We start from the raw sequence: 25,334 nt of genomic DNA on the forward strand, positions 1-25,334 counted from the left end.
CCATCATCTGGGTTCGCCAGGTCCTGTTCGAGGGCTCTGACAGGTCATCACAAGGACTTCTAAAGGGCTTTGTTGCCCTACCCAGGACAATTTTGCGCCGCTACGGGGACATCGCATGTCACTCTCTGACGAGAGTTCGTCCTGGAGGAGATCCATGTCCCGTCCCGCAGGCAATACCAGACTCAAGGCCGCCCGCCTGGCTGCCGGATACACCTCTCAACAGGCCCTGGCCGACGCCATCACCAAGACGGCACCCAAGCTGGGCATAAGAGGTCTCGCTGTCGGTGTCCGTCAGATCCGCCGCTGGGAATCCGCCACACCACCCTGGCCACAGCCTGACGCCCACCGAGTCCTGACCCACCTCCTGGGCCAGAGCATGGAGGACTTGGGATTCACCCCGCCATGGGGGATGGAGAAGCGCCACGCGGCCACGACGGCCCGAGACACCCCGCGTGCGCCTTTGGCTGGAGCGCGGCTAGCTTCTGTCCCGGCCCAGGCAGGCGCCGCGAGGCAACCAGCCACTGTAGGCGCGGACTTCGAGGCGGTCACTCGTTCTCATCGGCACCTCTATTGGTCCGTGGCCCCCGCCATCCTGCACCCTGCGGTCCTGGAGCACGCCCGTCTCGGATGCGCTCTCCTGCCGGAGACGGCGAACCCTGTCCGCCGAACGCTCGCCAGCGCACTCGCCGAGTCCTACCTGCTTGTCGGCCGCATCGAGTTCTTCGACCTACGCCAGCCCGACCAAGCTTCGGAAACCCTCTTGCGAGCCTTGCAAGCGGCGGGCGAAGCGGATGACCCGATTCTCGGATCGGCCATCCTCGCGCACATGGCCTTCATCCCTGGCTGGACCGATGACAGGGAAGCGGCGATCGAGCGCATGATGGCCGCCCGTACCTACGCCCGGCGCGGAGACGCCTCCGCGGAACTCTGGGCATGGCTGGATGCCGTGGAGGCGGAATGCGAGACCCGCTGCGGTGATCCTCGTGCCGCGCTCCGCCTGATCCGACACGCCGAGGACACCCTCTCCTCAGGCTCCGCACACCCCACCCCTGCCTGGCTGGACTGGTTCAGCCCAGTGCGCCTGTCCGCCTTTAAAGGGAACACGCAGCTGAAGGCCGACCACCTGCCACAAGCCCGCCAGACCCTTCAGGAGGTTCTCGACTACCTGCCACCCGAGTCGGACAAGCAGCGCACCGTCGTCCTCGGCGATCTCGCAGCGGTTGAAGCTGCGGACAGCCACCCGGAGGCGGCATGCCGGTACGCCGTCCAAGCCCTCGACCAGCTCGCCATCACCTGGTACGCCACGGGTATGGACCGCATCCGCGAGGTCCGGCGCACGCTCGCTCCGTGGCAGAACGAGCAGTGCGTCCGGGACCTGGACGATCGTCTCTACGACTGGGGCACGACGATCAGCGCTCTTCAGCGTTGAACTTGGCGATCTTCTCCGGCAACTCCGCGAGCGAGTCGATGCGCATCGTAGTGATCGAGTCCGCATCCGGATCACGCTGCTGAATCGTGCCCCAGGGCCCGCGCCGAATCAAGGCCGTCAGAAGCCGCGCCTGAACGGCCGGGCGGATGTCGTTGTCGAGCCTGTCACCGACGTACAGGATCTCGCCCGGCTCGGCAGGCGTTGCCTCGATTACGTGCTCGAAGAACTTCACGTCCGGCTTCGACGCTCCCCAGTCGTCACTGGTGGCAATCAGGTCGGAGGGAAGGTCCAGCCCCCGTAGCAGGCCGCCGGCCCGCACGGTCTGATTCCCGGCGATGCCCACCCACAGCCCAGCCTCCCGCAGTGCGGCCAGCGTGGGCCGCACGTCCGGATACAGATCATCTTCGCCGAACCATTCCGGCTTCCCGGCCGCCGCACGCTTCTCGCGCTCTTCGGTAAGGTCGAACTCCGGCCGGAACTCCTGAAACGTCTCGCGATAGTCGCGCCCCTGCGCGATGACCGCTCCGAACATTGCCGCGAAGGTATGCCGCGGCACCCCCAGCCAGTCCGCCCAGGTCCCGTACTCCCGGGTCTCGTCAATAAGACACTCGCCCACGTCGAACACCACCGCACGAATCATGTTCCGCAGGTTACCTCCGGGCGCAGGTTGGCTGGCAGTTCCTCCTCCAGAACGCTGCTGATCGCAGACCATGGGACCGCGGACCAGGGCGGTCAGGCCAGCTTGGCACGAACGAGAACACCAACCGCCTGTTGCGGCAGTATTTCCCCAAGGGCACCGAGATCACCGCTCACGCCCCCTACCTCCAGGCCGTGGCCGAGGAACTCAACGCCCGCCCCCAACGTATCCTGGGCTACCGCACCCCCGCAGAAGTCTTCGCCGAGCAACTGACCAGCGACACTGGTTCCACCGGCTGCCATCACCGAGTACAGGTACCTCAGTCAACGGTTGATAGACCCCCGTCCCGGCGCAAGAGCGTCATAGCATCAGCACGGCTCACGCCCCGAGCAGCAATGGATCCATGCCCACTCCGGAGGTTCAATTTCATGGTCCCCAGCGACGCAGGCCATGCGATCGACCGGTTGCGCAAACACCTGACCGGCGCCACCCGCCTGGACTCACTGTCGGAGTCGTTCTCCCTCTTTGTCTACGAGGCGCTCCAGGACGAGCTGACCGACGTCGAACTGCGTCTGCTCCTGCACGGCCACAGCCTCGAAGAGTTCCCCCTCAACGGGCTTGAGGAGGAGAACCTCAAGCGTGCACGGCTGGACCAGCACCGCATCGCCCATGCGTTCGTGGTCTGGGCCGAAGAACACCTCCGGGCAAGAACACTCAAACGGCGCACTCGCGGCACTTGGACGAGCGTCGACGGCCCGTTCCCCTATGTAGTCGACGGCGTGGGTCTCGAGGCAGAGAGCCTTGGCCTCGTGGCATCCCAGGATCTGTATTTCCCCCTGGAGACCACAGACGAAGACAAAGTGGCACAGACCGTCGTCAACTTCGAGCGCATGTGGTGCGACGATGCGACCACCGGCTCCATCCAGGAGGAGTTCCTCACCGCTGCCAAGGCTCTCTGCGAAGACAGGGCCCCCGAGTCCGTCTACCTGCGCGTCCTGACCTCCCTGTTCAGGGACTTCGTCGAGGAAGCCGGAGAGGAGACTGCCGAGCGCGGCAAGACCGGATTCTACGACTCCGCTGTGTGGAACAAGCTCTACAAGTTCCAGCGCGACGGTGTGCTCGGCGCCATCGAGAAGCTTGAGCGCCACAACGGCTGCATAATCGCCGACAGCGTGGGCCTGGGGAAGACCTTCGAAGCCCTTGCGGTAATCAAGTATTACGAGCTGCGCAACGACCGTGTCCTAGTCCTGGCACCCAAGCGGCTGCGGGAGAACTGGACCATCTACCGCGGCAACGACAACCGCAACCCGCTGGCCGAGGATCGGTTCCACTACGACGTCCTCAACCACACCGACCTCAGCCGGACCAGCGGGTTGTCCGGTGACATCGACCTGGCCAACACCAACTGGGGCAACTACGACCTCGTCGTGATTGACGAGTCCCACAACTTCCGCAACAACCCGCAGGTTAAGGGCCGGATGACCCGGTACGAACGCCTCATGAACGAGGTCTTCAAAAGTGGTGTCAAGACCAAGGTCCTCATGCTCAGCGCCACGCCGGTGAACACCCGCCTGGCCGACCTCAAAAACCAGGTCCTGTTTGCCACGGAGGGTGACGACCAGGCTCTGGCCGCAGACGGGATCAAGAGCATCGCGGCGACCCTGGTCAAGGCGCAGAAGCGCTTCAAGGAATGGGAGCGCACGCCTGCGGTCACCCAAAGCACGAAGTCCCTGGTCGGCACACTCGGTATGGACTACATCCGCCTGCTGGACCTGGTCACGATCGCCCGCTCGCGCAAGCACATCCAGAAGTACTACGGAACCAAGGACGTAGGAAAGTTCCCCGACCGACTGGTCCCAATCAACCTCATCCCGCCCATTGACACGACCAACACCATGATCCCGCTGGAGCAGATCAACCAGTCGATCCTGCGCTTGAACCTGGCGGCCTACAAACCCACCTCCTACGTCAGCACGAAGCACGAGAGCAAGTACGCCGCCATGTACGACCAGAAGGTCCGCACCGGCGGTCAGCGCGTGTGGAAGCAAACCGACCGCGAGAACAACGTGGTTCACCTGCTGCGGGTGGGGCTGCTCAAGCGTCTGGAGTCCTCGGTCAACTCCCTGGGCAAGACCCTCGCCAAGATCCTCGCCACCATCGACAGTGCGATCGCCAGCATCGACACCTACGAGGCAACGGGGAGTGAGGGGAACTCCATCGACGGCTTCGCCGACCTGGAGAACATCGACCTGGACGACCCCCAGTTCGAGGACACTGTGGGTGGCAGCGTCAAGGTGTTCCTCGCCGACATCGACCGGATCAGGTGGAGGCAAGAACTCCAGCAGGACCGAGACACCGTGGCCGCCCTGCTGTCCGAGGTGAAGGCAGTCGACGTCGCCCGCGACGCCAAGCTGGCCCGGCTCAAGGAGTTCCTGCGCAACAAAGTTGAGCACCCCACCAACGACGGCAACCGCAAGGCCCTGGTTTTCACCGCGTTCAGCGACACAGCCAACTATCTCTACGAGCATGTGGGCCGCTGGGCAATCGAGGAGCTGGGTGTGCACGTGGCCCTGATCACCGGGCAGACCACCCGGACCACCCTCCCGATGAAGCGCACCCACATGATCGACGTGCTTACCGTGTTCTCACCACGCTCCAAAGGCGGCGACCTGGTTTCGCCGCAGATCGACATCGTGATCGCCACCGACACCATCTCCGAAGGCCAAAACCTTCAGGACTGCGACACAGTGATCAACTACGACATCCATTGGAACCCTGTGCGCATCGTCCAGCGCTTTGGGCGCGTAGACCGCCTGGGTACTATCAACACCAGCGTCCAGCTCGTCAACTTCTGGCCCAACATGGACCTGGACGCTTACATCAACCTCGAGAAGCGCGTGTCCAGCCGCATGACCCTCCTGGATGTCTCCGCAACCGGCGAGGAGAATGTCCTGGACGTCACGTCCGGTGACATGAACGACCTCGACTACCGGCGCAGACAGCTGCAGCAGATGCAGGACAGCGCCCCCACCATGGAAGACCTCGCCGGCGGCCTGAGCATCACCGATCTGACCCTCTCCGACTTCCGCATGGACGCCGCCGCACGCCCCCGCAGGGAGATCCAGGAGATCACTGGGTGGCCCCTGGCCCTGTTCGGCGTCACCCGCTTCGACAAGGCCCCTGGCCGAGGACGGGCTCGCCCCTGGAGCGGTGTTCCTCCTGCGCGTGCGAGACGACGCCTTCACCTTCTCCAAGGCATATCCGCTAGCCCCGTACGTACTCGCCTATGTGACCGAGGACGGCAAGCTCGCCCACGCGATCGAGGAACCCAAACTGGCCCTCGACGTCCTGCGCCACCACTGCCTGGGCGATTCCGAACCCGACATCGCCGTCCTCGCGGAATTCGAGAGGACAACTAGGTCGGGCAAGTCCATGACGCACTACCGCGGCCTACTGGACGTGGCGGTCCGAGCGGCTTCCGGCAGGGCCGAGGAGAGCATGGTGGCCTCCCTGTTCTCCGCAGGCCCCTCCCAGCTGGGCACGGACGCCACCGCGCCCGGCCTGGAAGCCGTGGACGTGGTCGCCTGGGTGGCGGTCATCCCGTGACCGACATGCCCCATGAGTACAACGGTGTCAGCCTGCTCGGCTTGCCCGAGGCGGCGCGCCAGCAGCACCGCATCACCAAGAAGATGCTCGCCGCTCAGTTCGAGGACCAGGCACCTGCCGATGCACGCCTGATCACCAAGGCCGTGACCTTGGCTCAGCTGGTCGGGATTCTGCGACCGGAGACCATCCAGGTGCCCAAGCACCAGGACACCGACCGCACCGTCGTCGATATCCCAGTCTTGGAAGTCGTACTGGCAGACAAGACAACAGCGGCCGACCGCACCCGTGTGACCGAGCTCGTTCACCGCAGCATGGCCAAGCCTGTGGTGCTGCTTGCCCACCTGCCTGACAGCACCACGACGCTTTCTCTGGCACTCAGCCATGTAAGTCGCACGGACCCCACCGGGTCGACCTCCGTGATCGACGCGCACGTCGTGGTGCCCGCCGAGCAGATCAAATCTGGAGCCCTGCACCTCGACCGGCTCGACCACACAGACATGTGGGCGCTGTACCGCGACCTCGTACGCACGGCCGCAGCCGATGGGCGCCCCGCCAGCACAACACTGCAGGCAGCCGACGCCATCGTGCTCCGCCGACGGATGACCGACCTGGAGATCGAGCTGACCACCGTCGTACGGGACGCCAGACAGGCAAAGAACCAACAACGCCGTATCGAACTCAACACCCAGGCACGGACATTGCGCGCACAGGTCGAACGTGTCAGAGACACCCTCTACAGTCCCGATCACGACCACGGCGCCACCTGACGAGACGGCTCCCGACTCCATCCCCTTTCCGCAGAAGAAAGACACTCCTGTGACCCTGGAATTCGAACCGGTCAGCGGCCTGACCGGCCCCGGCGAGGCAAAGTCGAACATCGATCTTTTGGCCCGGTTCTTCCCTGACGCCGTCGTCGACGGCACCGTCGACGTCGAGGTGCTGCGTGACCTGCTGGGTGACGATGCCGTCCCCAACACCGCCGAGGCTTTCGGCCTGCGGTGGCCAGGCATGGCCGAGGCCCGGCGACTTTCCACCCTCCCTCCGACGGGGACGTTCCTGCCCAAGCCCGAAGAATCCGTGGGCTGGGACGACACTCGCAACCTCGTGATCGAGGGGGACAACCTAGAGGTTCTGCGTCTGCTCCGCCGCGGGTATACCAACAAGGTCGACGTGATCTACATCGACCCGCCTTACAACACTGGCAACGACTTCGTCTACGACGACAAGCGCACGACCTCTCAGGCGCAGCACGAGGCAGTAACCGGTCAGCGCGACGACGAGGGCGTGCTCCAAGTCGGCGAGGGGTCCGACCGGGCACAGGACCGCAAGGCCGGTGCCTCGTTGCATACGAAGTGGCTATCGATGATGTACCCGCGCCTTCTCATTGCTCACCACTTGCTCAAGGAGACGGGTGTCATCATCGTCGCCATTGATGACACAGAGCATGCGCGCCTCAAACTCTTGATGGACCGGGTTCTCGGCGCCGAGAATTTTATTGCTAATATTACTTGGCAAGGTGGCCGGAAGAATGACTCCAGATATGTTTCGGTCGGCCATGACTACATGCTTATTTACGCAAAGAACGAGGGTTCACTCAGCGCGAATAGTGTACGCTGGCGAGAAGAACGTCCAGCAGATAACGTGATTCGCGAGGCTGCAAAGAAGGTATGGATCGACTCGGGGCGTAAGCCGGAGAAGGCGACTGAGCTCATGAAGGCATGGATTAAGTCGCTGCCGGAGGGACACCCAGCCAAGGAAAACAACAGATTCTACGAATTTGAACCGGACGGCAGAGTATTCCGCAAGAATAACATCTCCTGGCCTGGCGGGGGAGGTCCTCGGTATGATGTCATCCACCCGACGACCGGTCTCCCCGTGAGGGTTCCAGGAAGTGGGTGGAGGTTTTCCCCGGAGCGCATGAAGCGCGAGATCGACGCCAATCTGATCATGTGGGGAAAGATCACACTGAGTACATCAACCGGAAGACATATCTAGACTCCGAGGACGGCGTAGTTCCGACATCGGTTTTTGAGAGGAAAAGGACAAGTGCTTCGCATTCATTGGAGACTCTTTTGGACTCCGACGTGTTTCCATTTCCCAAGGACGTCAATGTAATTTCGCGCTGGCTCGGACTTGTTACTCAGAATGCTACGGAAGCCCTCGTCCTCGACTTCTTCGCGGGCTCTGGGTCCACAGGTCACGCGGTCATGGATCTCAATGCTGCTGACGGCGGCGATCGCCGATATATCCTGGTGCAGCTTGATGAATTCGTCGGTACAGACGGCTACGACACCATCGCAGGCATCACGCGCGAACGGCTGCGCCGCGCGGGTAACCTGATCGCGTCCAAGCGGACCCTCGACGCTGCGGACATCGACACCGGATTCCGGTCGTACCGCCTCGCATCCAGCAATGTGAAGGCGTGGGACGGTACGCCCGACCAACTCGACCTTCTCGGAGCCGTGGACAACCTCGTCACTGGGCGCACCACGGACGACCTGTTGGTCGAGACGATGCTGCGCCTGGGCGTGGACCTGACCACGCCGCTGGAGACGCGTGAGGTCGCTGGCAGCACGTTGTACAACCTCGCTGGCACGCTGTTCGCATACTTCGGCACCGACATCACGGTCGGGCGCGCGAACGAAGTCACCAAGGCCCTCGTGGCCTGGCGCGACGAAATCCAGGGCGACGCTGACACCACGGTCGTCGTCCGTGACACAGGCTTCGTCGACGCTGCCGCCAAGCTCAACTTCGCCGCTGCCCTCGAGCAGGCCGGCTTCACCACGCTGCGGAGCATCTGAATGAAGTTTTCCTTCGATGCGGGCCTCGACTACCAGCGTCAGGCCATCGACGCGGTCACGGGCCTGTTCAGGGGCCAGGAGGTCATGGCCTCCCAGTTCACCGTGCACGCCCACCCGGCCGCCCACGCCGGCTTCGAGGGGTTCTCCGACCGGGGCTACGGCAACATGCTGCGCCTGGACCCGGAGACGATCTTGGCCAATCTGCACGAGATTCAGAACCACACCGGTCTGGCTCCAGAGCCGTCACTGGACTCGATGAACTTCACCATCGAGATGGAGACCGGCACCGGCAAGACGTACGTCTACCTGCGCACCATCTACGAGCTCCACCAGTTTTATGGGTTCACCAAGTTCATGGTGGTAGTGCCCTCGGTGGCCATTAAAGAGGGTATCGAGACGTCCATCCGGATGCTGCACGAGCACTTCGGATCCCTGTACGGCAACCCGCCGATGAGCTTCTTCCAATTCGACGGCGGCAACCTGTCCCGCGTGCGTTCATTCGCCACCTCGTCGAGCATCCAAATCATGATCGTCACCGTCGCGGCGATCAACAAGAAGACCAACAAGATCTACCAGCCGGCCGAGGTCCTCGACTTCGAGATGCCCGCTGACCTGATCAGGGCCACGAACCCGATCATCATCGTCGACGAGCCGCAGAGCGTGTACGGCGACACCGGTACCGGCAACAAGAAGGGTGCAGGTCGCAGCGCACTGGAAGACCTCAACGCTCTAGCCACCCTGCGCTACTCAGCCACCCACGCCAAGAGCGACAAGGCCAACCTCGTCTACCGCTTGGATGCCATCGCCGCCTACGAAAAGCAGCTGGTCAAGCAGATCGAGGTCGACTCCCTGGTCACCTCCGCCAGCGGGACAACCCCGTACGTCAAACTGCTCGGAGTGACGCGAGGCAAGGGCGGAGCGTTCACGGCACGGGTCGAAGCGGACGTCGAGCAGGGCAACGAGATCAAGCGCAAGGCTGTCACCGTGGACACCACGTCACGCAGCAACCTCGCGGACGTGACCGGCCGTGACCTGTACAAGGACCTCACCGTGGTCGCCATCAACGCGGCCCAGGGGCAGCAGAGCATCTCCTTCGACACCGTCGCGCAGCCGCTGAAAGTCGGCGACAGCGTCGGCGCCGAGGTCAGCGTCCGCGAGCGTGCCCGCCAGATGATCGCCCAAACCATCCGACAGCACCTGCTCAAGGAGCAGGAGTTCGCAATCCACGGACGCGATATAAAGGTACTGAGCCTTTTCTTTGTCGACTCTGTGGCCAAGTACCGCGAGTACGGCTCTGACGGTGAGGCACTTCCCGGTGAGTATGTGCGGATCTTCGAGGAGGAGTACGCGCGCATTGCTTCCGAGCCGCAGTTCAACACCCTGCTGGGCGACTGCGCTGCCAACACCGTCGCCAGAGAGGCCCACCAGGGGTACTTCTCCGTGGACCGTCGCAAGGGAGGTTCCGAGGTACTGGTGGAAACCAAAGAGACCACCGACAAGGGACGCCAGCAGGCGAGTCTGGCCTACGAGCAGATCATGCGAGACAAGGTCGGGCTGACCACTCCGGGCACCCCCCTCCGGTTCATCTTCAGCCACTCCGCGCTGCAGGAAGGTTGGGACAACCCCAACGTCTTCCAAATCTGCGTCCTTAGGAACATGGGCACCGAGCGGTGGCGGCGCCAGTCCATCGGTCGCGGCCTGCGCCTGTGCGTGGACGGGTCCGGCAACCGTGTGCACGGCTTCGAAATCAACCGTCTGACCGTGATCGCGAACGAGTCCTACGAGGAATTCGCCGACCGCCTCCAGCGCGAGATGGCAGAAGACCTGGGCATCCAGTTCGGTGTCATCACCGCGGACAGCTTCGCGCGCCTGTCCTTCAAAGCGGAGAACGGGGAAGTCATCCCCGTGGGCTCGGCCGCCGCACAGTTGCTGTACCAAGCCCTGTTCTACGAGGGGTACATCGACGCAAAGGGAAAAGTGCAAGACGGACTGCGCCAGGCCGTGCAGAGCGGCGACGCAAACCTCGCGAAGATTGTCGGCGATTCCGTTGACTCGGACGCCGCGGCCAAGGCAGTACTCGGGCTCATCAAGCGCCTGGCCAAGCCATTGGACGTCAAGAAGGCCGGCGAACGCATCGCGGTGCCCCTCGTCCAGGAACGCCTAAAGAGCCCCGAATTCCAGGAGCTGTGGGATCGCATCCAGCACCGCACGGAGTACCGCGTCGAGGTCGATGAAGCCAGCCTGCGTGCCTCTATGGTCAAGGCGCTGCGGGGCATGCTTCCCGTACCCAAACGTCGAGGCGAGTGGCTAACGCACCGTGTGAAGCGCATCGACCAGAGTGGCTTGACCGCGGAAGCCACCGCAGCGCGCCGTGCGGACGTCACCTACGCCGACAGCGAGGACCTGCCCGACATTCTGTCCGTCCTTGCAGACCGCACCCAGCTAACCCGTGCCACGCTCGCCCACGTCCTCACCGATTCCGGCACGCTCGGACAGTTCCGGGACAACCCGCAGGCGTACATCGATCAGGTAGGCCGCCAACTCAATATCACCAAGGCTGCCTTCCTGGTGAAGGGACTGCGCTACGAGCTGGTGGACTCCTCCCGCCCCGAAGCAGACCGTCGTTACGCGCTCAGCCTGCTTGGCGAAGCCGACCTCGCCGGGTACACCGGCCCCGGAGGGAACATCGTCACCGATGCAGACGGCAACGCGGTCTCCTTCGAGAAGAAGTCCGTCTACCGGTACATGGTCGTCGACTCGAAACCCGAGAAGAACTTCGCGCTCGCACTTCTGCAGCGCCCTGAGGTCAAGACCTTCGTGAAGCTACCGTCCTCGTTCAAGATCCCGACCCCACTGGGAAGCTACAACCCCGACTGGGCCCTGACCGCTGAACGGGCCGACGGGAGCCGCTACATTGTCTTCGAAACTAAGGGCGTCAACGAGCTCGAACTGCTCCGCCCCATGGAGCAAGACAAGATCGCCTCCGCACGAATTCACTTCGACACGGTTAAGGACAGAGTCGGGATTAACGACCTCGAGTACGAGGTCGTTAGCGGCATCGAGGCTGCGACTGCCGTAATCGAACGAGACACTCGGCCGTAGCCCCACCCAGTTCATTTCCGGCGCAGGGCCTCGGCCAGATCGGTCGACGCCCTGCGCCGGTACTGCCTTCAGAACACCTCGCTCGTCAGACCTCCGCGTCTCCGTACTTGCCACGGTCCACAGCCTGTGCTCGAGCCTCGGCGAACGCGCCGGCAACAGCCTCCGCGTTTCCACCTCGAACCTGGGACTCGACCTCCTGGCCAAAGCAAACGGGTGGCGTCCAGCGCACCGACAAGTCCGTGTAGATGCCGGGCTCGAACGCCCATGCCACCGTGGTCCATCGCCCGGGAATGCCGACGTTCATCCGGTCGCATCCCGGCAAGAACAAGGCGTGGGCGTGGGTGTGAACCATTCCAGACGAAGGGTCGGCCTGCTCGCCGCAGCGGCCTCGGCGAACACGGCGGGCAAGCCGGGACTCAGCGGCCCATGCCTGAGGTCCCGCTGGGAGCCATCTGGGAGCCGACCCGCTCCCCAAGCCTCTGCGAGACCACCCGAGACCACGACAGCCCGACCCTCTGAACAGGGAAAACTCCATCCGGGCTGGTGTCGATCTTGATCGAACCTCATTCGGGACGAAGAGGCCGTGGGTTCAAATCCCGCCACCCCGACCCAGGTCAGAGGCCCTATCGGAGAGATCCGATAGGGCCTCTTTCGCGTTGTACCGCAGGAAAGTACAGCAACCACTCCGGCCGTTGGCGACCTTCACCGACCGCCGGGGCGGACGGCCGCCTCTTCCAGCTCAGCCGCCGCCAGCCCGCCTTCGCGCGTCGCCCCGAGCTCGCGCAGGTCGCCGCGAATCTCCTCGGACGGCTCGCGGGGAGCGAGCCATGCGGGTCGCGCTTGTGGCGCAGCAGCAGCGCCGCCCCAGACAGCACCCTGGCGAGATGGCTGGCGGCCTTAACCGCAACAGCGGCCGCCCGGGTCGAACCCCTCCAGCTGTCGGCATTGGCCCGGGGAGGCGGGCGCAACATAGCCGACGATCGCCGGTTAGCCCAACCGGCGATTCTCCGAACCATTGGTGTTCCCCAACCAACGAGGAGCATCACCCCGCATGACCACGCCCACACCCCGACCCGACATCATCGCCCTTCTCTGCAGCGCGGACTTCACGCGCCTTTCCGACACCGGCATATGGACCCACCGCGACGGACGCCCGTTCAGCCGGGAGGAACAGGCTCGTGTCCTTGAGGCAACCCGTGCCGAACGTGAAGAAGTAGGAATGCAGCTCACCCGGTACCGGAACTACGTACAGGAAGCGGTGAACGCGCCGGAGACTCTGCAGCGCTTCCTCGCCCCGTTCATGCAGCAGCTCACCCAGAAGAACCTCGGCAACGCCGTCGAGCTCATGAGCAAGGACGATTACACCGAATTCGAACGTCTGCTCGCCCTCATAGTCGAACCGCCGTGCCCCTTCACCGCTAACACCTTCTGACGGAGGGCAGCGAAGTCCTGACCTAGGCCAGAGGCCCCATCGGAGACATCCGATGGGGCCTCTGGCCTGTGGTCACGCAGCGGGGTACAGCCACTACTCCGGCTGTTGGCGACCTTCCTCGGCTACCGGATCGGGCAGGCCCTCGTCCAGCTCGGCCTCCGCCAGGTCCGCCAGCCCGCCTTCGAGCGTCGCCCCGAGCTTGCGCAGGGCGTCACGGGTCTGCTCGGACGGGATGTGCGTGTAGACCTCCATGGTCACCGAGATCTGGGTGTGCCGGAGGATCTGCATCGCGATGCGTGGGTGGACATCCAGGGCCGCCAGCAGCGAGCCGCAGGTGTGGCGGGTGTCATGGACGCGGATCAGCCGGACCCCGGCTTCGGCGCAGCGGAACGCGAAGCGCCGGTTGAAGTTCCGGGGCTCGACCGGAGTTCCGTAGCGGGTGGTGAAGACCATGTCGGACTCGGTCCACAGCTCGCGGGCAGCGAGCTTGTGCGCGTCACGGCTCTTCTGCCGGAGCAGCAAGGCGGCGCGGCAGATGTCCGGCAGGGGGAGCAGTGCCTCCGAGGCGTCGGTCTTGGTCTCCGAGTGCAGTAGCTGCCGGCGCACCCGCTGGAGCTGCTTCTGGATGAGGACCTCGTTGCGGTCCATCAGCACGTTCGACCACTCCAGCCCCAGCACCTCCCCCTTACGGAGCCCCAGGACCAGGATCATCACGTACGCGCCATAGAGCGGGTCGCGGGCGGTGCGGGCGGATTCGAGGAAGCGGCTGGCTTCCTCCACCGACCAGGGGACGACCTTGCGGCTGCGGGGCTTGGCCATCTTGACGAGCTGGGCGACGTTGCGGGAGATCATCTCCTCGCTCATCGCGTACGTCAGAGCGCTGCGCAGCACGGTCCGTGCGTCGCCGACCGACCGCTTGGCCAGCACCTTGCCGCAGCATTTGCCGGTCGCGCAGCAGCGGCGTCGCTCGTCGGGCCGGGCCTCGTCCTTGCCCTGCGCGCAGCATTGGCAGGTGGCGGCGAGCTTGTTCAGCCACTCGCGCACATCGCGGACGTTGAGCCGGTCAACGCGCTTGGCGCCGAGGTGGGGCGTTATGTAGAGGCGGACCACCGTCTCGTAGGTCGCGGCGGTGAGCGGCTTGAGGTTGACCTCCACCTCGGCCTTCAGCCAGTGGGCGAGAAAGCTCTCCAGCGTCGGTGTGCTGGTGGCCACCGGGCCGGCCTTGGCCGCCGTGTGGAGCTTGAGCCACTTGTCGTGGACCTCGGGGCGGGTCTTGCCATAGACGTACTTGCGGGCGCGCTTGCCCATGGGCGTGGTCACCCAGACGTAGGCGGCGAAGCCGTTCTTGTAGGGGTAGATGGACCCCTCGCCGTTACCGCGTTTGCCGCTCAAGCCGTCAGCTCCATGTCGTCGGCGACGACCCGGGCGACGTACTCGTCGACCCAGACGGGCAGGATGCGGCGGCTGCGGCCTATGAGGACAGAGCGGATGGCGCCCGAGTGGACGAGAGCCTTGGTCTTGGACAGGCCGAAGTTGAGCATCACGGCGACCTCGGCGGTGGTGAACCACTTCCGCTCGATGACGGTGGTGGCAGTGCTGGCGGGCATGGAAGGTTCCTCTTCTGGCTGACCGTGGGACGGCGAATCCCGGGGTCGGCCGGTGAAGTCGTTCAGGGATGGGCGACTGGTTCGAACAGATGCTGCGCCGTTCGTAGCAACGCGGCACCGTTTCAGCTGTCGGTCGGGCCGTTCATACGGTCGCCGAGGTAGCTGCGGAGCCTGGGGGGAGCGGCGTTGTGGTGGTGAAACTCGCCGTTGGAGGCGACTGCCATCTCATGTGTGAGAAGGCCCTTGACCATGTCCTCCTGGTTGGGGTTGGCGTCGGTGTACGCCTTGAGGTCGTCCTGGATCCGGCGCATGTCCTTGCCCAGCGCCCGCCACTCCTTCCATCTGTCGACGTACTCGCCGATAAGACGGCGGACCAGCGGGTTGGCAAGCTGGCCGGGCGGACTGCTCAGCTCTTCGAGGGTGAGGTCAAAAACCTTGCAGAACCCGATGGCTTCATCGAGGTTGACCCTCCGACGGGGCTTGCCGCTCTCGATGCGCCAGATCGCGGACTGGTTGACGACGTGGCCGGCCTCGGCCATCCGCTCGGCGAGCGTGACCGTGCTCCAGCCGCGCGCCTCGCGTTCGAGCTTGATGCGCTCGGCGACGTACTCCTCCGGCAGCGGCCGGTCCTGCCCTGCGCGAGACGCGCCTTCGTCGCTCACGGCTCCACCTCCTCGACCGGGCCCGGCGGACAGCCGGGGCGATGATGACAAGGAAACACCATTGCGGAGGCGAATGCAAGCGTTGCAATGCGGAACGTTTCCGGTACCGTGGTCGTTGACCCCGTACGGAGGTGAACGCAAAAAGCCCCCGGCGCTACGAACGCCGAGGGCCAAGCTCGCACACTCACAACCGCCCATCCCTGAACGATTTACCCGCGTGGCCTGGGATTCGCCGTCCCGTATGGCCCGCGAGCGAGGAGCTTCGTGTCCAGTATGGACGAACCCCGGTCGAACGCGCCACACCTCCCGGAGAACAGCGACCACCCGCCATCTCCGGACATAAGGGCAGCACCCCCGCACGACGTGGCCGCCGAGGCCGCTGTGCTCGGCGCCTGTATGCACCACCCGGACGTGATCGACGCCGTGCGTCACCTGCTCGACGGCGCCGACTTCTACCGCCCCGCCCACGAGACGATCTGGCGCGCCCTCCTCACCTTGCGCAGCGAGGACAAGCCCACCGATCCGATCATCCTGTGCAACCAGCTGCGCGAGCAGGACGATCTGCAGCGGGTCGGCGGCGCCTCCTACCTGCACCAGGTCGCCGGTGCCACACCCTCGGTCAGCGGCGCCGAGCACTACGCCGGCATCGTGCGCAAACTCGCCGACCTGCGGCGCCTGCGCACCTCCGGCATCCGCACCGTCCAGCGCACGATGGAACCCGGAGCGGACCCGGACCTGATCCGCAGCGAGGTCGAGGCAGAGATCCGGGCCGAGCGAGAGCGCGCCCTGGCCTCAGGACAGGGACGGCTGTCGCGCTACATCGTCGATGGCTGGCGGTTCGTCACCGAGACCGGCGCCGACAAGCAGCCCCTGTGGGGGACGAGCGCGCAGACGGTCTGGGCGTCCGGTGAGAGTCTGATGATCGTCGGAGCTCCTGGCGTCGGGAAGACGACCCTGGCCCATCAGGTGGTCATGGCCCGCCTGGGTCTGGCAAGCAGTGTGCTGGACATGCCGGTAGCGCCGGGCAAGCGCGTGCTGTACCTGGCCATGGACCGGCCCCAGCAGATCGCCCGAGCCCTGGCCCGGCGGATCGAGCCCGCGCACGAATCGCGCGTGCGCGACGGGCTGGCCGTCTGGCAGGGCCCGCTGCCCGCCACCCTGGACAGGGAACCCGACCTCCTCGCCGACCTCGCCGCCGCCCACCAGGCCGACACGATCGTGATCGACAGCCTCAAGGACGCGGTCAGCACCCTGGTCGACGACGCCCTCGCCGTCGCCTACAACAACGCCCGCCAGCGAGCCATCCGCAGCGGCGTAGAGGTCATGGAACTCCACCACCAGCGCAAGGCCACCGAAGGCGCACCCCGCGCCCAGCGGCCGACCCTCGACCGCGTCTACGGCTCCACCTGGCTCACCTCCGGGGCAGGCAGCATCCTGTTCATCGGAGGAGAGGCAGGTGACCCCGCCGTCACGCTCCACCACCTCAAGTGCCCGACCGGTGAAGTCGGCCCCCTCCAAGTCCTCCACGACCACGAACACGGCACCTCGCAGGTCGACCCAGCCCTCGACCCGATCGCGATCCTGCGCCAGCGCCCCGACGGCCTGACCGTCCGCGAACTCGCCACGATCCAAAGCGGCGACAGCAACCCCGACCGCGCCGCCAGCGAGAAGGCCAGGCGCACCCTGGATCGCCTCGCCAAAGCCGGACTCGCGGTCAAGGCCGAAGGCGCCGCAGGCGGCAGCGGAGGCGGCCAGCAGGCCCGCTACCGCGCCTCGGTCCGCCACATCGGCGCGGTGTCCTAGCCCGCCCACCAGGCGTCCGGACCGTACACGGGGGCGTACACGCACCCCTCCCGCGCACACGGGTCCACACCGCGCCCAGAGCGTCCACGCTCGCCGCAAAACCGCAGGTCAAACGTTCACGCGACCGTACACGCCGTCCACGCACCCCAGCGTTCACGCGCGAGCCCCCCTTTAGAAGGGGGCTCGCGTGTACGCCCCTGCCGTGAACGCCGTGAACGCCCCTGAAAGCAGCCACGGAGGACCCCGCATGACCCCGCTCGCCCTACCCACCAACACCGGCACCAGCCAACGCGCCACCGGCTGGGACCGTATAGCGATCTTGACCCTCGGCGCCGCCGGATGCGCCTTGTCCTACGACGCCCTCCAGCAGATGGCCGTCGCCATCCACGTCCGCGGGATCCTCACCTACCTCTTCCCGCTCGTGATCGACGGCTTCATCGCCTACGGCGTCCGCGCACTCCTGGTCCTACGCACCGCGCCCTTCCACGCCCGCCTGTACGTGTGGGCGCTGTTCGGTATCGCAACCACGGCAAGTGTCTGGGCCAACGCCCTTCACGCGGTGCGGCTCAACCAGCAAGCCACTACCGGCGATCTCCACCTTGGAGACGCCACCGTCGGCCTCCTGGCCATGCTCGCCCCGCTCGCCCTGGCCGGGGCCGTCCACCTCCACATCCTCATCGCCCGCCACACGACGGACGCTCCCCTGCACGGAATCCCTGCTGACCACAGCAGGGGGCAAGAGGGGCCAATCGGAATCCTGCCCGGCAGCGACGGACCGACGGCCGCCACCGACACCCCGCCCGCTGACGAAACCGCCAACGACCTCGCCGAGGACAGGGACGCTGACCGCCAGCCCCCTGCCTCGCCGCAAGGCTTCTCGGTTCAGAAGGTGCCCGGACCCCCCGCTGTGGGCGAACCCCAGGACAAGGTGACCTCAGCAGGTGACAGCCCGACCGGAAGTTCCGGTGGAGTGACCGCCGGCAAGCCCGCCGGGCGTCCGCCGGGGGCGTCCCTGGACGACCTGCTCGCCATCGGCCGCCAAGCAGCGACCGACGCCGGGATGCTGAGCCGGACCGTGGTCACCAAGGCCGTAAGGGCGCACGGAATCACCTTGTCCAGCGACCGGCTCACCGCCGTCATGGACCGCCTCCGCGCGGAAGAGAGCGCCGAGCAGCTCACCCTCCGCTGACCAGGGACCGCGCGGTGCGGCTCCCAGTCAGCCGGAAGCCGCGCCGCCCCTCTATCCCATCGTTCGGGCCGCACCAAACCGCCAGGCATCCGGACCATCACCACGGGTCCACCCGTCCGAATCCGCCTCGTTCGCAACACCGAACCCTCCGCCAGGAGACCCCAAGATGACGAAGGACCAACACATCGCAGACGACACCGGAGAGGGACGCGAGCAGGTCTCCAAGCGCCCTACGATGAAAGAACTCTTGTGGTCGGCGTTCGGGAAGACAGCCCCTGGCGGAGCCAGTAGTACCCCGAGTCCGACTCGCGGCCGGAATCGGGGGATCTCCGCCCCAGGGGTGGCGGAGACGGCCCGGCGCCAGGGGGCGCCGGACCAGGAAGCCGGGACCGAGGGCGGCCCCGACCCCGACACCCTCCACGCCGCGCAACAAGCGATCCTGCACCCCGTACGCGCCGATGCCCCTGCCGCCGGCGAGTCGCCGGTGCAGGGTGTACAGCCCACGATCCGCCGCTTCACCGGCGATAAACGAACCATGCGCGTCGGCCCCTTGCGTTTCACCGACCAGCAGCGCACCCGCCTCCAGGAGGCCGCCGCCGAGCACAACTACAAGGGCGAATCCGGCTTCGCCGCCGACATCGTCCTCGCCTTCATCACCGGCCGGTTCACCGCCAATCTCCCCCTCAGCGAGGACCGGCGTCGCACGCATATCTTCCGCGCCCAGGTGCTGCGCGCACTCAACCGCACCGGCTCGAACGTCAACCAGATCGCCCGCGCCCTCAACACCGGCTACACCCCGCCCGACATCACCCAGCGCCTCGACGAACTGCACCACCTGCTCACGGACATCGCCCAGGCTCTGTGCCAGCCCTCCGACCCGACGGAGGGCCGACCGGAATGATCGCCCCCATCAAGCCCTCCGGCGCCAAGACCCGCGGTCTGCTCGCCTACCTCTACGGCCCCGGAACCCACGACGAACACCTCGACCCACACCTCGTCGCCGCCTTCGCCACCCTCGGCATGCCCGATCCCGGCCGCGACGAGAACGCCACCCTCACCGCTCTCGCCCACCACCTCGACGAACCCGTCACCTTGCGCAACAGCGAGTTCGGCAAGCCCGTCACCGACCACGTCTGGCACTGCCCGGTCCGCGCCGCCCCCGAAGACCGCTACCTGTCCGACGCCGAATGGGGCCAGATCGCGCAGCGCATCGTCCAGGCAGCCGGCATCGCCCCCGACAGCGACGACCTGGGATGCCGCTGGATCGCCGTCCGCCACGCGGAAGACCACATCCACATCGTCGCCACCACCGTCCGCGAAGACGGCCGCCGCCCCAAGCTCCACGACAGCGGCCTGCGGGTCGGCGCCGAGTGCCGCAAGATCGAGGAAGACTACGGGCTACGGCGCCTGAACAAGGGCGACCGCACCGCTGCCCGGCGTCCCACCCAGGGCGAGATGCACAAAGCCGCCCGCCTGGGCTGGGAGCAGACCTCCCGCGCCTGGCTCCAGGACCGCCTCCGCGCCGCCATCCCCCACACCACCACGGCCGAGGATCTCCTCGCCTACCTCCAAGCCGACGGCGTCGAGGTCAAACCTAGGCGCGGACCTTCCGGCGACCTCCTCGGCTACGCCGTCGGCCGCCCCGGCGACCTGAACAAGAACGGCGAGCAGATCTTCCACCCCGGCGGGAAGATCGCCCCGGACCTGTCCCTGCCCCAGCTCAAGGCCCGCCTGGAAACCAGCACCCCTGAGGAACACCCCACCGCCCGCCGCGACCGGCCCAGCACACCCTGGCAACGCGCCACCGACGCCCTCGACGGTGTGACGGCTGCCCTCACCGACACCAACGCGAGCGGCAGGACGGCACAGGCGCAGATCGCCGCGCTCGGCGAACTCATCGAAGCCACCTCCCAAGCCGCCCCAGCGGAACTCCGGGCCGAACTCCGGACTGCATCGGAAGCGTTCGCCCGCGCCCAGCGCTCCCAGGTCCGCGCCGAACACGCCGCCGCAGCCGGCCTGCGCACCGCCGCCCGTGACCTGCTGAACACCGCAGGCGGCAAGGACAGCACCACAGCGGTCCTGCTCGCCGCCCTAGTCTGGGCCACCATCCTCGCCAGCCGCTGGCACCAAGCCCGAGGCCACGCACAGCAGGCCGCCGCCGCCCACCTGACCCTCCAGCACCTGCAAGCCGCCTACGACCAGGCCGCCGCACCGCAGCTCGCTGAACTCAGCAGGCGCCAGCCCCAGCAAGACAGCACCAAGACCCTCGCCAACGACGTAAGGGCAGCCATCCCCGACCACGCCACCCGCATCCTCACCGACCCCACCTGGCCCGCCCTCGCCACCGTCCTCGCCGACGCCGAAGCCGGCGGACACAAACCCCACCAACTCCTGAAGGAAGCTGCCGCACAGCGTGAACTGACCACCGCCCGCCAACCCGCCCGAGTCCTGATCGCCCGCATCCAACACACCGCCCGCAACCCCGCACCCAACCCACGAGCCGCAGCCGCCCGCCTCCGCTCAACCATTGCAGGAGCCCAAACCCCCACCCACCGGCCCCGAGACCCCCAGGCCGCCCCACCGACGCCCCGTTCCCATCGGCATCGGCGATAAGTCCCGACAACAACTGCCGGGGCCGTTACCTCAAGGGCCCCGGCTATCAGTTTCCGCAATTCCGTCAGGCTTCCGCTGCGGGCCGCAGAGGTTCTGCTCTCTGCCGGAGCTCTTCTGCCTCAGGCATGTTCCTGTAGCGGTCCAGCCGGGCGTACATGTCCTCGACCGCCTCGCCGACCTTCACCGACCTGAGGCCGTCCGTGCAGTCGAGGAACGCCGTCCATGTGGACAGGGCCGCGTCGAGGTCGCCTTGCCGCACGTGGACCTGTCCGAGGTCGGCGAGGACGATCGCGCGGCTGCGGCGGCGGTCGAGGCCGTGGATCTCCAGGGACTGGTGCAGGTGTTCGGTGGCCCCGTCGAGGTCGCCGAGCCTGGCGAGGATCATGCCCGAGTGGTGGGCCCACCGCCCGATGCTGAAGTGCGAGGCCCACGAGTCCCCCGGCGGTGCGTCGGGGGATTTCTCAATCGCCGTCTGGGACGCCGCGAGCGCCCTGGTCGCGAGGCGGCGGTCGCCGTCCAGCGCGGCGGCATCGGCGAGGGTGGTCTGGTAGTACGAGACGGCTCGCGCGTCGTCCAGGGTCTTCGCCGCGTCGACGCATCGTTCGGACAGCCGCAGGGCGACGGCGTGGAACCTCGGGCCGAGGTCGATGGCCTGCACGGCCAGGCCGCGAAGGGCCGTCGCGGACAGTTCGGGGTCGCCGGCTTCGGCCGCGAGGCGGTAGGCGTGCGCGTAGTAGCGCTGGGCCATTCCCTGGTTGCCTTCGTCCTGGGCCATCCAGCCAGCGAGGTGGACGAGTTGGGAGGTCGCGGCGAACAGTTCCCGGCCGGTCTTCTCGGTGTAGTTGCCGTTGAGCCAGGGGTCGACGTCTTCGATGAGGTAGCGCACGGCCAGGTGGCGGGCGTGGCCGCCGCCGAGTTCGGCTGCCGCGTCGCCGAGGACCTGGGACATCTGCCGGACAGCGGCGACCTCGCCGGTGCCGACCCGTACGGCTCCGGCACGGTTGGTCCGGCGCGCGATGCCCTCCGGGTCCGGAAGGTTGATGGCGCCAAGGGCGTATGCGCTCGTCGCGGCGAGGAAGTTCCGCCGTTGCACGTCGCTCCTTCCCAACTCGATGACTGACGCCACGGTATCGGCGACCGCTGATCCGGGCTCGGCGAATTCCGGTGCTGCAACCGGGTGATCGTTCAGTTCGAGAACGTCGACGATGTACGGCATCCAGTAGTCCGGCTTCCGTTTGCCCACCATCCACCGGCGGACGGATTGCCGGTCGAGGCCGGCGGGACCTCGCCCCTCGGCGATCCCCAGCTCCCGGGCGAGCTTGGCCGGACCCCAACCGCGTGCCGCACACGCCTGCTGGATCAGTAAGCCGATCTCCGGGCTGTCGGGCACCTCGCCCCTCCCTCCCCTGGCACGGGGAGGACCTCATGTCCGCCCTGAGCTGGCCTACACGGGCCTACGACTGGCCTACAGCCTGGCACCTCCTCACCGTGCGTACCCACCCGTTGACTGAACAGCACAGAGAACGTGCTCGCTCATCGAACGGAAAACGGTGATCACGCCCGTGCACACCACCGACAAACCCACCACTGAAAGCGCCTGTACCCCCACAACCCACGTGGTGTTCCTGCCCGCGGAGTCCCGATGACGACCCCGGCTGGCGTCGCCGACATGGCCAGTGACGTCCGGCTCGCCCTCGCGCTGGCCGAAGGCCGGCCAACGGGACCCGCCACCGATGTGCTGCGCGGTCGCCTCCGTACCTACATCGGCGCGCTCCTGGACCCGGCCGACGCCTACGCCGCGAACCTCGCGGATTCCCGGGCTCGCGACATCGCGGTGAACACCGTCCGCCATGCCCGAGCCGTAGTGCAGGACCCCGTACAGGACCCTGCCGCGAACCTCCGCTTGCTGGCCAAGGCCGTTGACCATCTGGCCCGCTATGCCGCCGCGTCGCAGGAAGGTGGCCGGCGGTGAGCGGGGTGCACGCGGCAGTCCCACGATCCTCGAAACCCGGGTTGGCCATGGCCCTGCTCGGCTTGCTGGGTCTGCTCCCGCCAGCCGTGATCCTCGCACCGCACGTAACGGAAGCGGCACGACTCCCCGTGGCAGCCGCCCGCCCTGACCTGCCGCCGCTCGACGAACCCGCGCACCTGCCGGTGTGAAACCCGGCCCTTCGGTGAGGTGTGCTCCGGCTGTGCGTCCTGCTCCTTCACCTCCCGCCGCAGACCCCGGCGGCCGCGCGGTGTCACTTCCCGCCCGGCCGCGGGGTTCCACCTCCCGCCCCCTCCCTCCCAGGAAGGACCCCAGTCCATGTCTCTCGACACAGGCGCCAGGCTGCGAGAAATCCTCCGGCTGGCCGGATCACCCGACGGCCAACACCGTTTGGCGGACCAGGACATACACGGTCTGTCGATCGCCCCCGAAGCACTGCGTTCAGCCCTCGTGTCCTGCCACACTGGGCGGGTCCACGTCACCGGCACACTGGAACGACGCCTGACGCTCCTGGAGCGCGCCGACGGGCAATGGGTCGTCGCGGACCTGTCCGGACAGCCGCACGAGACGCGGGTCTGGCCGGCTTGGCTGGACGGGCACCTCCACCTCGCGGACGCCGGATCCTGGCTGTCGCTGGCAGATCTGGACGAGCACGCCATCGGCCGCTTCAGCCGCCCGCGTGTGCTGCTCGCCGCCCTGTACCACCCGGAGTACTTCCCGCTGCCCCGCTTCCCATTGGGCATCTCCGACGTGGCACGCGCTGCCCGCTCCACCCTCCTGGGCACCGTGTCCCTGGCAGACATGCAGTTCGGCGTGACCCTGGAGGACCTGATCGCCCGGGTGCGGATCGAGGCTCCCGACATCCTGGGCGTGTCCGCAACCTTCGGCCAGCATGACCTCTTGATCAAACTGCTAGATACGGTCTTCGCCCTCCCGGAGCCGCCCGTCATCGTCGTCGGCGGAAGCCTCACCGCGCGGAACGAGGGTTTACTGCTGGAGCAGTACCCGGACCTGCTGGTGGCCCGTGCCGGCGGGGAAGCCACGATCGAAGGGCTCCTCGGGCACTGGCACGGTGACCTTGAACGCCAGCACATCCCGGCGCTGGGCTACAACGGAACGGCCCGAGGGGGCGGCATAGCCATCGCCCGGCGTCGCACGGCCAAGCCGATTGCGCGAGACGCGACGGCGGACATCTTCCCCGAACTCGATCTTCTCCCCGCCACGTTCGAGCACCACGGGGTGGCCCAGCTGGAGGCGAGCCGGGGGTGCACCAATTTCTGCTCGTTCTGCCCGCGCGGCCACAAGGGGACCTGGTCCGGAGCCGCCCCGGAGCGGCTGCCGTGGATGCTGGGCGAATTACGGAAGGTCTACGACCGCTACCCGGATGTGTCGCGGACCCTGTACCTGGTCGACGAGGAGTTCATCGGCCGTGGTGACGATGCGGTCTCCCGGGCGCTGGACGTCGGCCAGGTGCTGCACGAAGCCGGGTTCGCCTGGGAGTCGAGCTGCCGGGTGGACCAGGTCGTACGGACCGACCGGGACACGGCATGGCATGTGGAGCGGGCCGACATGTGGCGCACGCTGGTGAACCGGGGGCCTGCGTCGGATGCTGTTCGGCGTGGAATCGGGCGTCGACTCCATCCTGGCCCGGTTCAACAAGGAGACCAGCGGCGAGCAGAACACCCTGGCCATCCGCACCCTGTCCGCGCTCGGCGTCCCCACACGCTTCACGTACATCACCTTCGACCACCTGATGACCCTGGAGGAGCTGAAGGCCACCTACGCCTTCCAAGGCCGCACCGACCTCCTGCTGGACCCGCAGCCACACCTGGCGCCGGCCGACATCGTGCGAGGAGTACGGGACGAGGCGTTCGTGGCTCAAGCAGCGACCGGCCGCCCTCTGCACACGGGCATCTCCTACATGCTCGTCTCGATGGAGTGCCTGATCGGGGCCGCCTACACCCGCAAGGCTCAGGAACGCGGCCTGACCGGCGACATTCGGCCGTCGATGGGCCGAGTCGATGCCCGGTTCGCGGACTGGCGCATCGGCGTTGCCAGCACGTGGGCACAGCGCTGGGTCGACCGGAACTTCGCTCTGGACTACACGCTCAAGTCGCTGGAGAAGATCCTCGACGGTGACCAGCGGGACGCGGTGCGCGCAGCCCGGGTCGTCCTCAAGGACGCCGCCTTTACCGTCCTTGGCGAGATGATCGCGGTCATCGAGACCCACCCCGTGATTCCGGTCGACGAGCACGCCGAGCAGCAGCTCACCGTCCTCATCGGCACCCTGCTGGAAGCCCGGGTTGACCGGCTGCGCGAGCGCATGGCGTCCACCGTCGAGCAGGTGGGAGCGCGACTGCGCGGGGAGCACGCCAAGATGCTCCGTCACGAACACGGTCGGTGGGAGTCCGCCACCGGCTGGCAGCTGATCAACGCCTCAGACCCCTGCGGAACCTAGGGAGG

The 25,334-nt window shown here is 66.5% G+C and carries 21 protein-coding genes and 1 pseudogene; 15 read left to right on the forward strand and 7 right to left on the reverse strand.

Annotated elements, in window-relative coordinates:
- Positions 1-154 precede the first annotated feature (154 nt).
- The gene (locus M2266_RS17010; RefSeq protein WP_277438954.1) at positions 155-1,429 is read left to right on the forward strand and encodes a transcriptional regulator; all 1,275 of its coding nucleotides are present in this window, start codon (positions 155-157) and stop codon (positions 1,427-1,429) included.
- Here the strand turns inward: M2266_RS17010 and M2266_RS17015 are convergent.
- Entirely contained in the window at positions 1,410-2,069 is a 660-nt protein-coding gene (locus M2266_RS17015) for an HAD family hydrolase (protein WP_277438955.1), read from the reverse strand. The genes M2266_RS17010 and M2266_RS17015 overlap by 20 nt on opposite strands.
- 104 nt (positions 2,070-2,173) lie before the next feature.
- Here M2266_RS17015 and M2266_RS17020 point away from each other — a divergent pair.
- From M2266_RS17020 to M2266_RS17055, 8 genes and pseudogenes are all read left to right on the forward strand, one after another.
- A pseudogene (locus M2266_RS17020) lies at positions 2,174-2,338 on the forward strand (IS30 family transposase); the annotation flags it as partial.
- A 156-nt stretch (positions 2,339-2,494) separates the two neighbouring features.
- Positions 2,495-5,485 carry a helicase-related protein gene (locus M2266_RS17025; RefSeq protein WP_277438956.1) on the forward strand — a complete coding sequence of 997 codons (2,991 nt, stop codon included), beginning with the start codon at positions 2,495-2,497 and terminating at the stop codon, positions 5,483-5,485.
- 13 nt (positions 5,486-5,498) lie between these two features.
- A complete protein-coding gene (locus M2266_RS17030) occupies positions 5,499-5,672 on the forward strand; it encodes a hypothetical protein (RefSeq protein WP_277438957.1) in 174 nt (57 codons plus the stop codon).
- Positions 5,673-5,677: 5 nt separating this feature from the next.
- On the forward strand, positions 5,678-6,439 hold the full coding sequence (locus M2266_RS17035) for a DUF4391 domain-containing protein (RefSeq protein WP_277441240.1): 762 nt from the start codon (positions 5,678-5,680) through the stop codon (positions 6,437-6,439).
- Between the two features lie 49 nt (positions 6,440-6,488).
- Positions 6,489-7,667, forward strand: coding sequence for a site-specific DNA-methyltransferase (locus M2266_RS17040; RefSeq protein WP_277438958.1), 1,179 nt, complete (start codon positions 6,489-6,491; stop codon positions 7,665-7,667).
- Positions 7,622-8,473, forward strand: a complete 852-nt coding sequence (locus M2266_RS17045; protein ID WP_277438959.1) for a DNA methyltransferase — start codon at positions 7,622-7,624, stop codon at positions 8,471-8,473. Before M2266_RS17040 ends, M2266_RS17045 begins: the two co-directional genes overlap by 46 nt.
- Positions 8,474-11,575 (forward strand): DEAD/DEAH box helicase family protein, encoded by a 3,102-nt coding sequence (locus M2266_RS17050; protein WP_277438960.1) that lies wholly within the window; start codon positions 8,474-8,476, stop codon positions 11,573-11,575.
- A gap of 1,051 nt (positions 11,576-12,626) precedes the next feature.
- A complete protein-coding gene (locus M2266_RS17055; protein ID WP_277438961.1) occupies positions 12,627-13,007 on the forward strand; it encodes a hypothetical protein in 381 nt (126 codons plus the stop codon).
- Positions 13,008-13,100: 93 nt separating this feature from the next.
- On the opposite strand, the gene M2266_RS17060 is transcribed toward M2266_RS17055, so the two are convergent.
- From M2266_RS17060 to M2266_RS17070, 3 genes are all read right to left on the reverse strand, one after another.
- Positions 13,101-14,399 carry a site-specific integrase gene (locus M2266_RS17060; protein WP_277438962.1) on the reverse strand — a complete coding sequence of 433 codons (1,299 nt, stop codon included), beginning with the start codon at positions 14,397-14,399 and terminating at the stop codon, positions 13,101-13,103.
- Positions 14,396-14,614, reverse strand: coding sequence for an excisionase family DNA-binding protein (locus tag M2266_RS17065; RefSeq protein ID WP_277438963.1), 219 nt, complete (start codon positions 14,612-14,614; stop codon positions 14,396-14,398). Before M2266_RS17065 ends, M2266_RS17060 begins: the two co-directional genes overlap by 4 nt.
- 122 nt (positions 14,615-14,736) lie before the next feature.
- Entirely contained in the window at positions 14,737-15,276 is a 540-nt protein-coding gene (locus M2266_RS17070) for a helix-turn-helix transcriptional regulator (RefSeq protein ID WP_277438964.1), read from the reverse strand.
- A gap of 273 nt (positions 15,277-15,549) precedes the next feature.
- On the opposite strand from M2266_RS17070, the gene M2266_RS17075 reads away from it, so the two are divergent.
- From M2266_RS17075 to M2266_RS17090, 4 genes are all read left to right on the forward strand, one after another.
- Positions 15,550-17,079: a DnaB-like helicase N-terminal domain-containing protein gene (locus M2266_RS17075; protein WP_277441241.1), complete on the forward strand. Its 1,530-nt coding sequence runs from the start codon at positions 15,550-15,552 to the stop codon at positions 17,077-17,079.
- A 247-nt stretch (positions 17,080-17,326) separates the two neighbouring features.
- Positions 17,327-18,268 carry a DUF2637 domain-containing protein gene (locus tag M2266_RS17080; RefSeq protein WP_164607323.1) on the forward strand — a complete coding sequence of 314 codons (942 nt, stop codon included), beginning with the start codon at positions 17,327-17,329 and terminating at the stop codon, positions 18,266-18,268.
- A gap of 340 nt (positions 18,269-18,608) precedes the next feature.
- Positions 18,609-19,169 carry a plasmid mobilization relaxosome protein MobC gene (gene mobC, locus M2266_RS17085; protein ID WP_277438965.1) on the forward strand — a complete coding sequence of 187 codons (561 nt, stop codon included), beginning with the start codon at positions 18,609-18,611 and terminating at the stop codon, positions 19,167-19,169.
- The gene (locus M2266_RS17090; RefSeq protein ID WP_277438966.1) at positions 19,166-20,881 is read left to right on the forward strand and encodes a mobilization protein; all 1,716 of its coding nucleotides are present in this window, start codon (positions 19,166-19,168) and stop codon (positions 20,879-20,881) included. Before mobC ends, M2266_RS17090 begins: the two co-directional genes overlap by 4 nt.
- A 64-nt stretch (positions 20,882-20,945) precedes the next feature.
- Here the strand turns inward: M2266_RS17090 and M2266_RS17095 are convergent, their stop codons facing one another.
- Positions 20,946-22,271 (reverse strand): tetratricopeptide repeat protein, encoded by a 1,326-nt coding sequence (locus tag M2266_RS17095; RefSeq protein ID WP_277438967.1) that lies wholly within the window; start codon positions 22,269-22,271, stop codon positions 20,946-20,948.
- A 252-nt stretch (positions 22,272-22,523) separates the two neighbouring features.
- Here M2266_RS17095 and M2266_RS17100 point away from each other — a divergent pair, with 252 nt between their 5' ends.
- Positions 22,524-22,853, forward strand: coding sequence for a DUF6415 family natural product biosynthesis protein (locus M2266_RS17100; protein WP_277438968.1), 330 nt, complete (start codon positions 22,524-22,526; stop codon positions 22,851-22,853).
- A 459-nt stretch (positions 22,854-23,312) separates the two neighbouring features.
- On the opposite strand, the gene M2266_RS17105 is transcribed toward M2266_RS17100, so the two are convergent.
- Entirely contained in the window at positions 23,313-23,765 is a 453-nt protein-coding gene (locus tag M2266_RS17105; RefSeq protein WP_277438969.1) for a hypothetical protein, read from the reverse strand.
- A 93-nt stretch (positions 23,766-23,858) separates the two neighbouring features.
- Positions 23,859-24,107, reverse strand: a complete 249-nt coding sequence (locus M2266_RS17110; RefSeq protein WP_277438970.1) for a hypothetical protein — start codon at positions 24,105-24,107, stop codon at positions 23,859-23,861.
- A 382-nt stretch (positions 24,108-24,489) separates the two neighbouring features.
- On the opposite strand from M2266_RS17110, the gene M2266_RS17115 reads away from it, so the two are divergent.
- The gene (locus tag M2266_RS17115) at positions 24,490-25,329 is read left to right on the forward strand and encodes a hypothetical protein (RefSeq protein WP_277438971.1); all 840 of its coding nucleotides are present in this window, start codon (positions 24,490-24,492) and stop codon (positions 25,327-25,329) included.
- The last annotated feature ends 5 nt before the right edge of the window (positions 25,330-25,334 follow it).

Source organism: Streptomyces sp. SPB162 (genome assembly GCF_029504575.1).
GTDB lineage: Bacteria > Actinomycetota > Actinomycetes > Streptomycetales > Streptomycetaceae > Actinacidiphila.

Coding starts and splice junctions, on each gene's coding strand:
- M2266_RS17090 (WP_277438966.1), top strand. CDS start 19,166: ATGATCGCCCCCATCAAGCCCTCCGGCGCCAAGACCCGCGGTCTGCTC.
- M2266_RS17035 (WP_277441240.1), top strand. CDS start 5,678: ATGCCCCATGAGTACAACGGTGTCAGCCTGCTCGGCTTGCCCGAGGCG.
- M2266_RS17075 (WP_277441241.1), top strand. CDS start 15,550: ATGGACGAACCCCGGTCGAACGCGCCACACCTCCCGGAGAACAGCGAC.
- M2266_RS17010 (WP_277438954.1), top strand. CDS start 155: ATGTCCCGTCCCGCAGGCAATACCAGACTCAAGGCCGCCCGCCTGGCT.
- M2266_RS17080 (WP_164607323.1), top strand. CDS start 17,327: ATGACCCCGCTCGCCCTACCCACCAACACCGGCACCAGCCAACGCGCC.
- M2266_RS17065 (WP_277438963.1), bottom strand. CDS start 14,614: ATGCCCGCCAGCACTGCCACCACCGTCATCGAGCGGAAGTGGTTCACC.
- M2266_RS17030 (WP_277438957.1), top strand. CDS start 5,499: ATGACGCACTACCGCGGCCTACTGGACGTGGCGGTCCGAGCGGCTTCC.
- M2266_RS17100 (WP_277438968.1), top strand. CDS start 22,524: ATGACGACCCCGGCTGGCGTCGCCGACATGGCCAGTGACGTCCGGCTC.
- M2266_RS17055 (WP_277438961.1), top strand. CDS start 12,627: ATGACCACGCCCACACCCCGACCCGACATCATCGCCCTTCTCTGCAGC.
- M2266_RS17105 (WP_277438969.1), bottom strand. CDS start 23,765: ATGCTGGCCGAAGGTTGCGGACACGCCCAGGATGTCGGGAGCCTCGAT.
- M2266_RS17015 (WP_277438955.1), bottom strand. CDS start 2,069: ATGATTCGTGCGGTGGTGTTCGACGTGGGCGAGTGTCTTATTGACGAG.
- M2266_RS17025 (WP_277438956.1), top strand. CDS start 2,495: ATGGTCCCCAGCGACGCAGGCCATGCGATCGACCGGTTGCGCAAACAC.
- M2266_RS17050 (WP_277438960.1), top strand. CDS start 8,474: ATGAAGTTTTCCTTCGATGCGGGCCTCGACTACCAGCGTCAGGCCATC.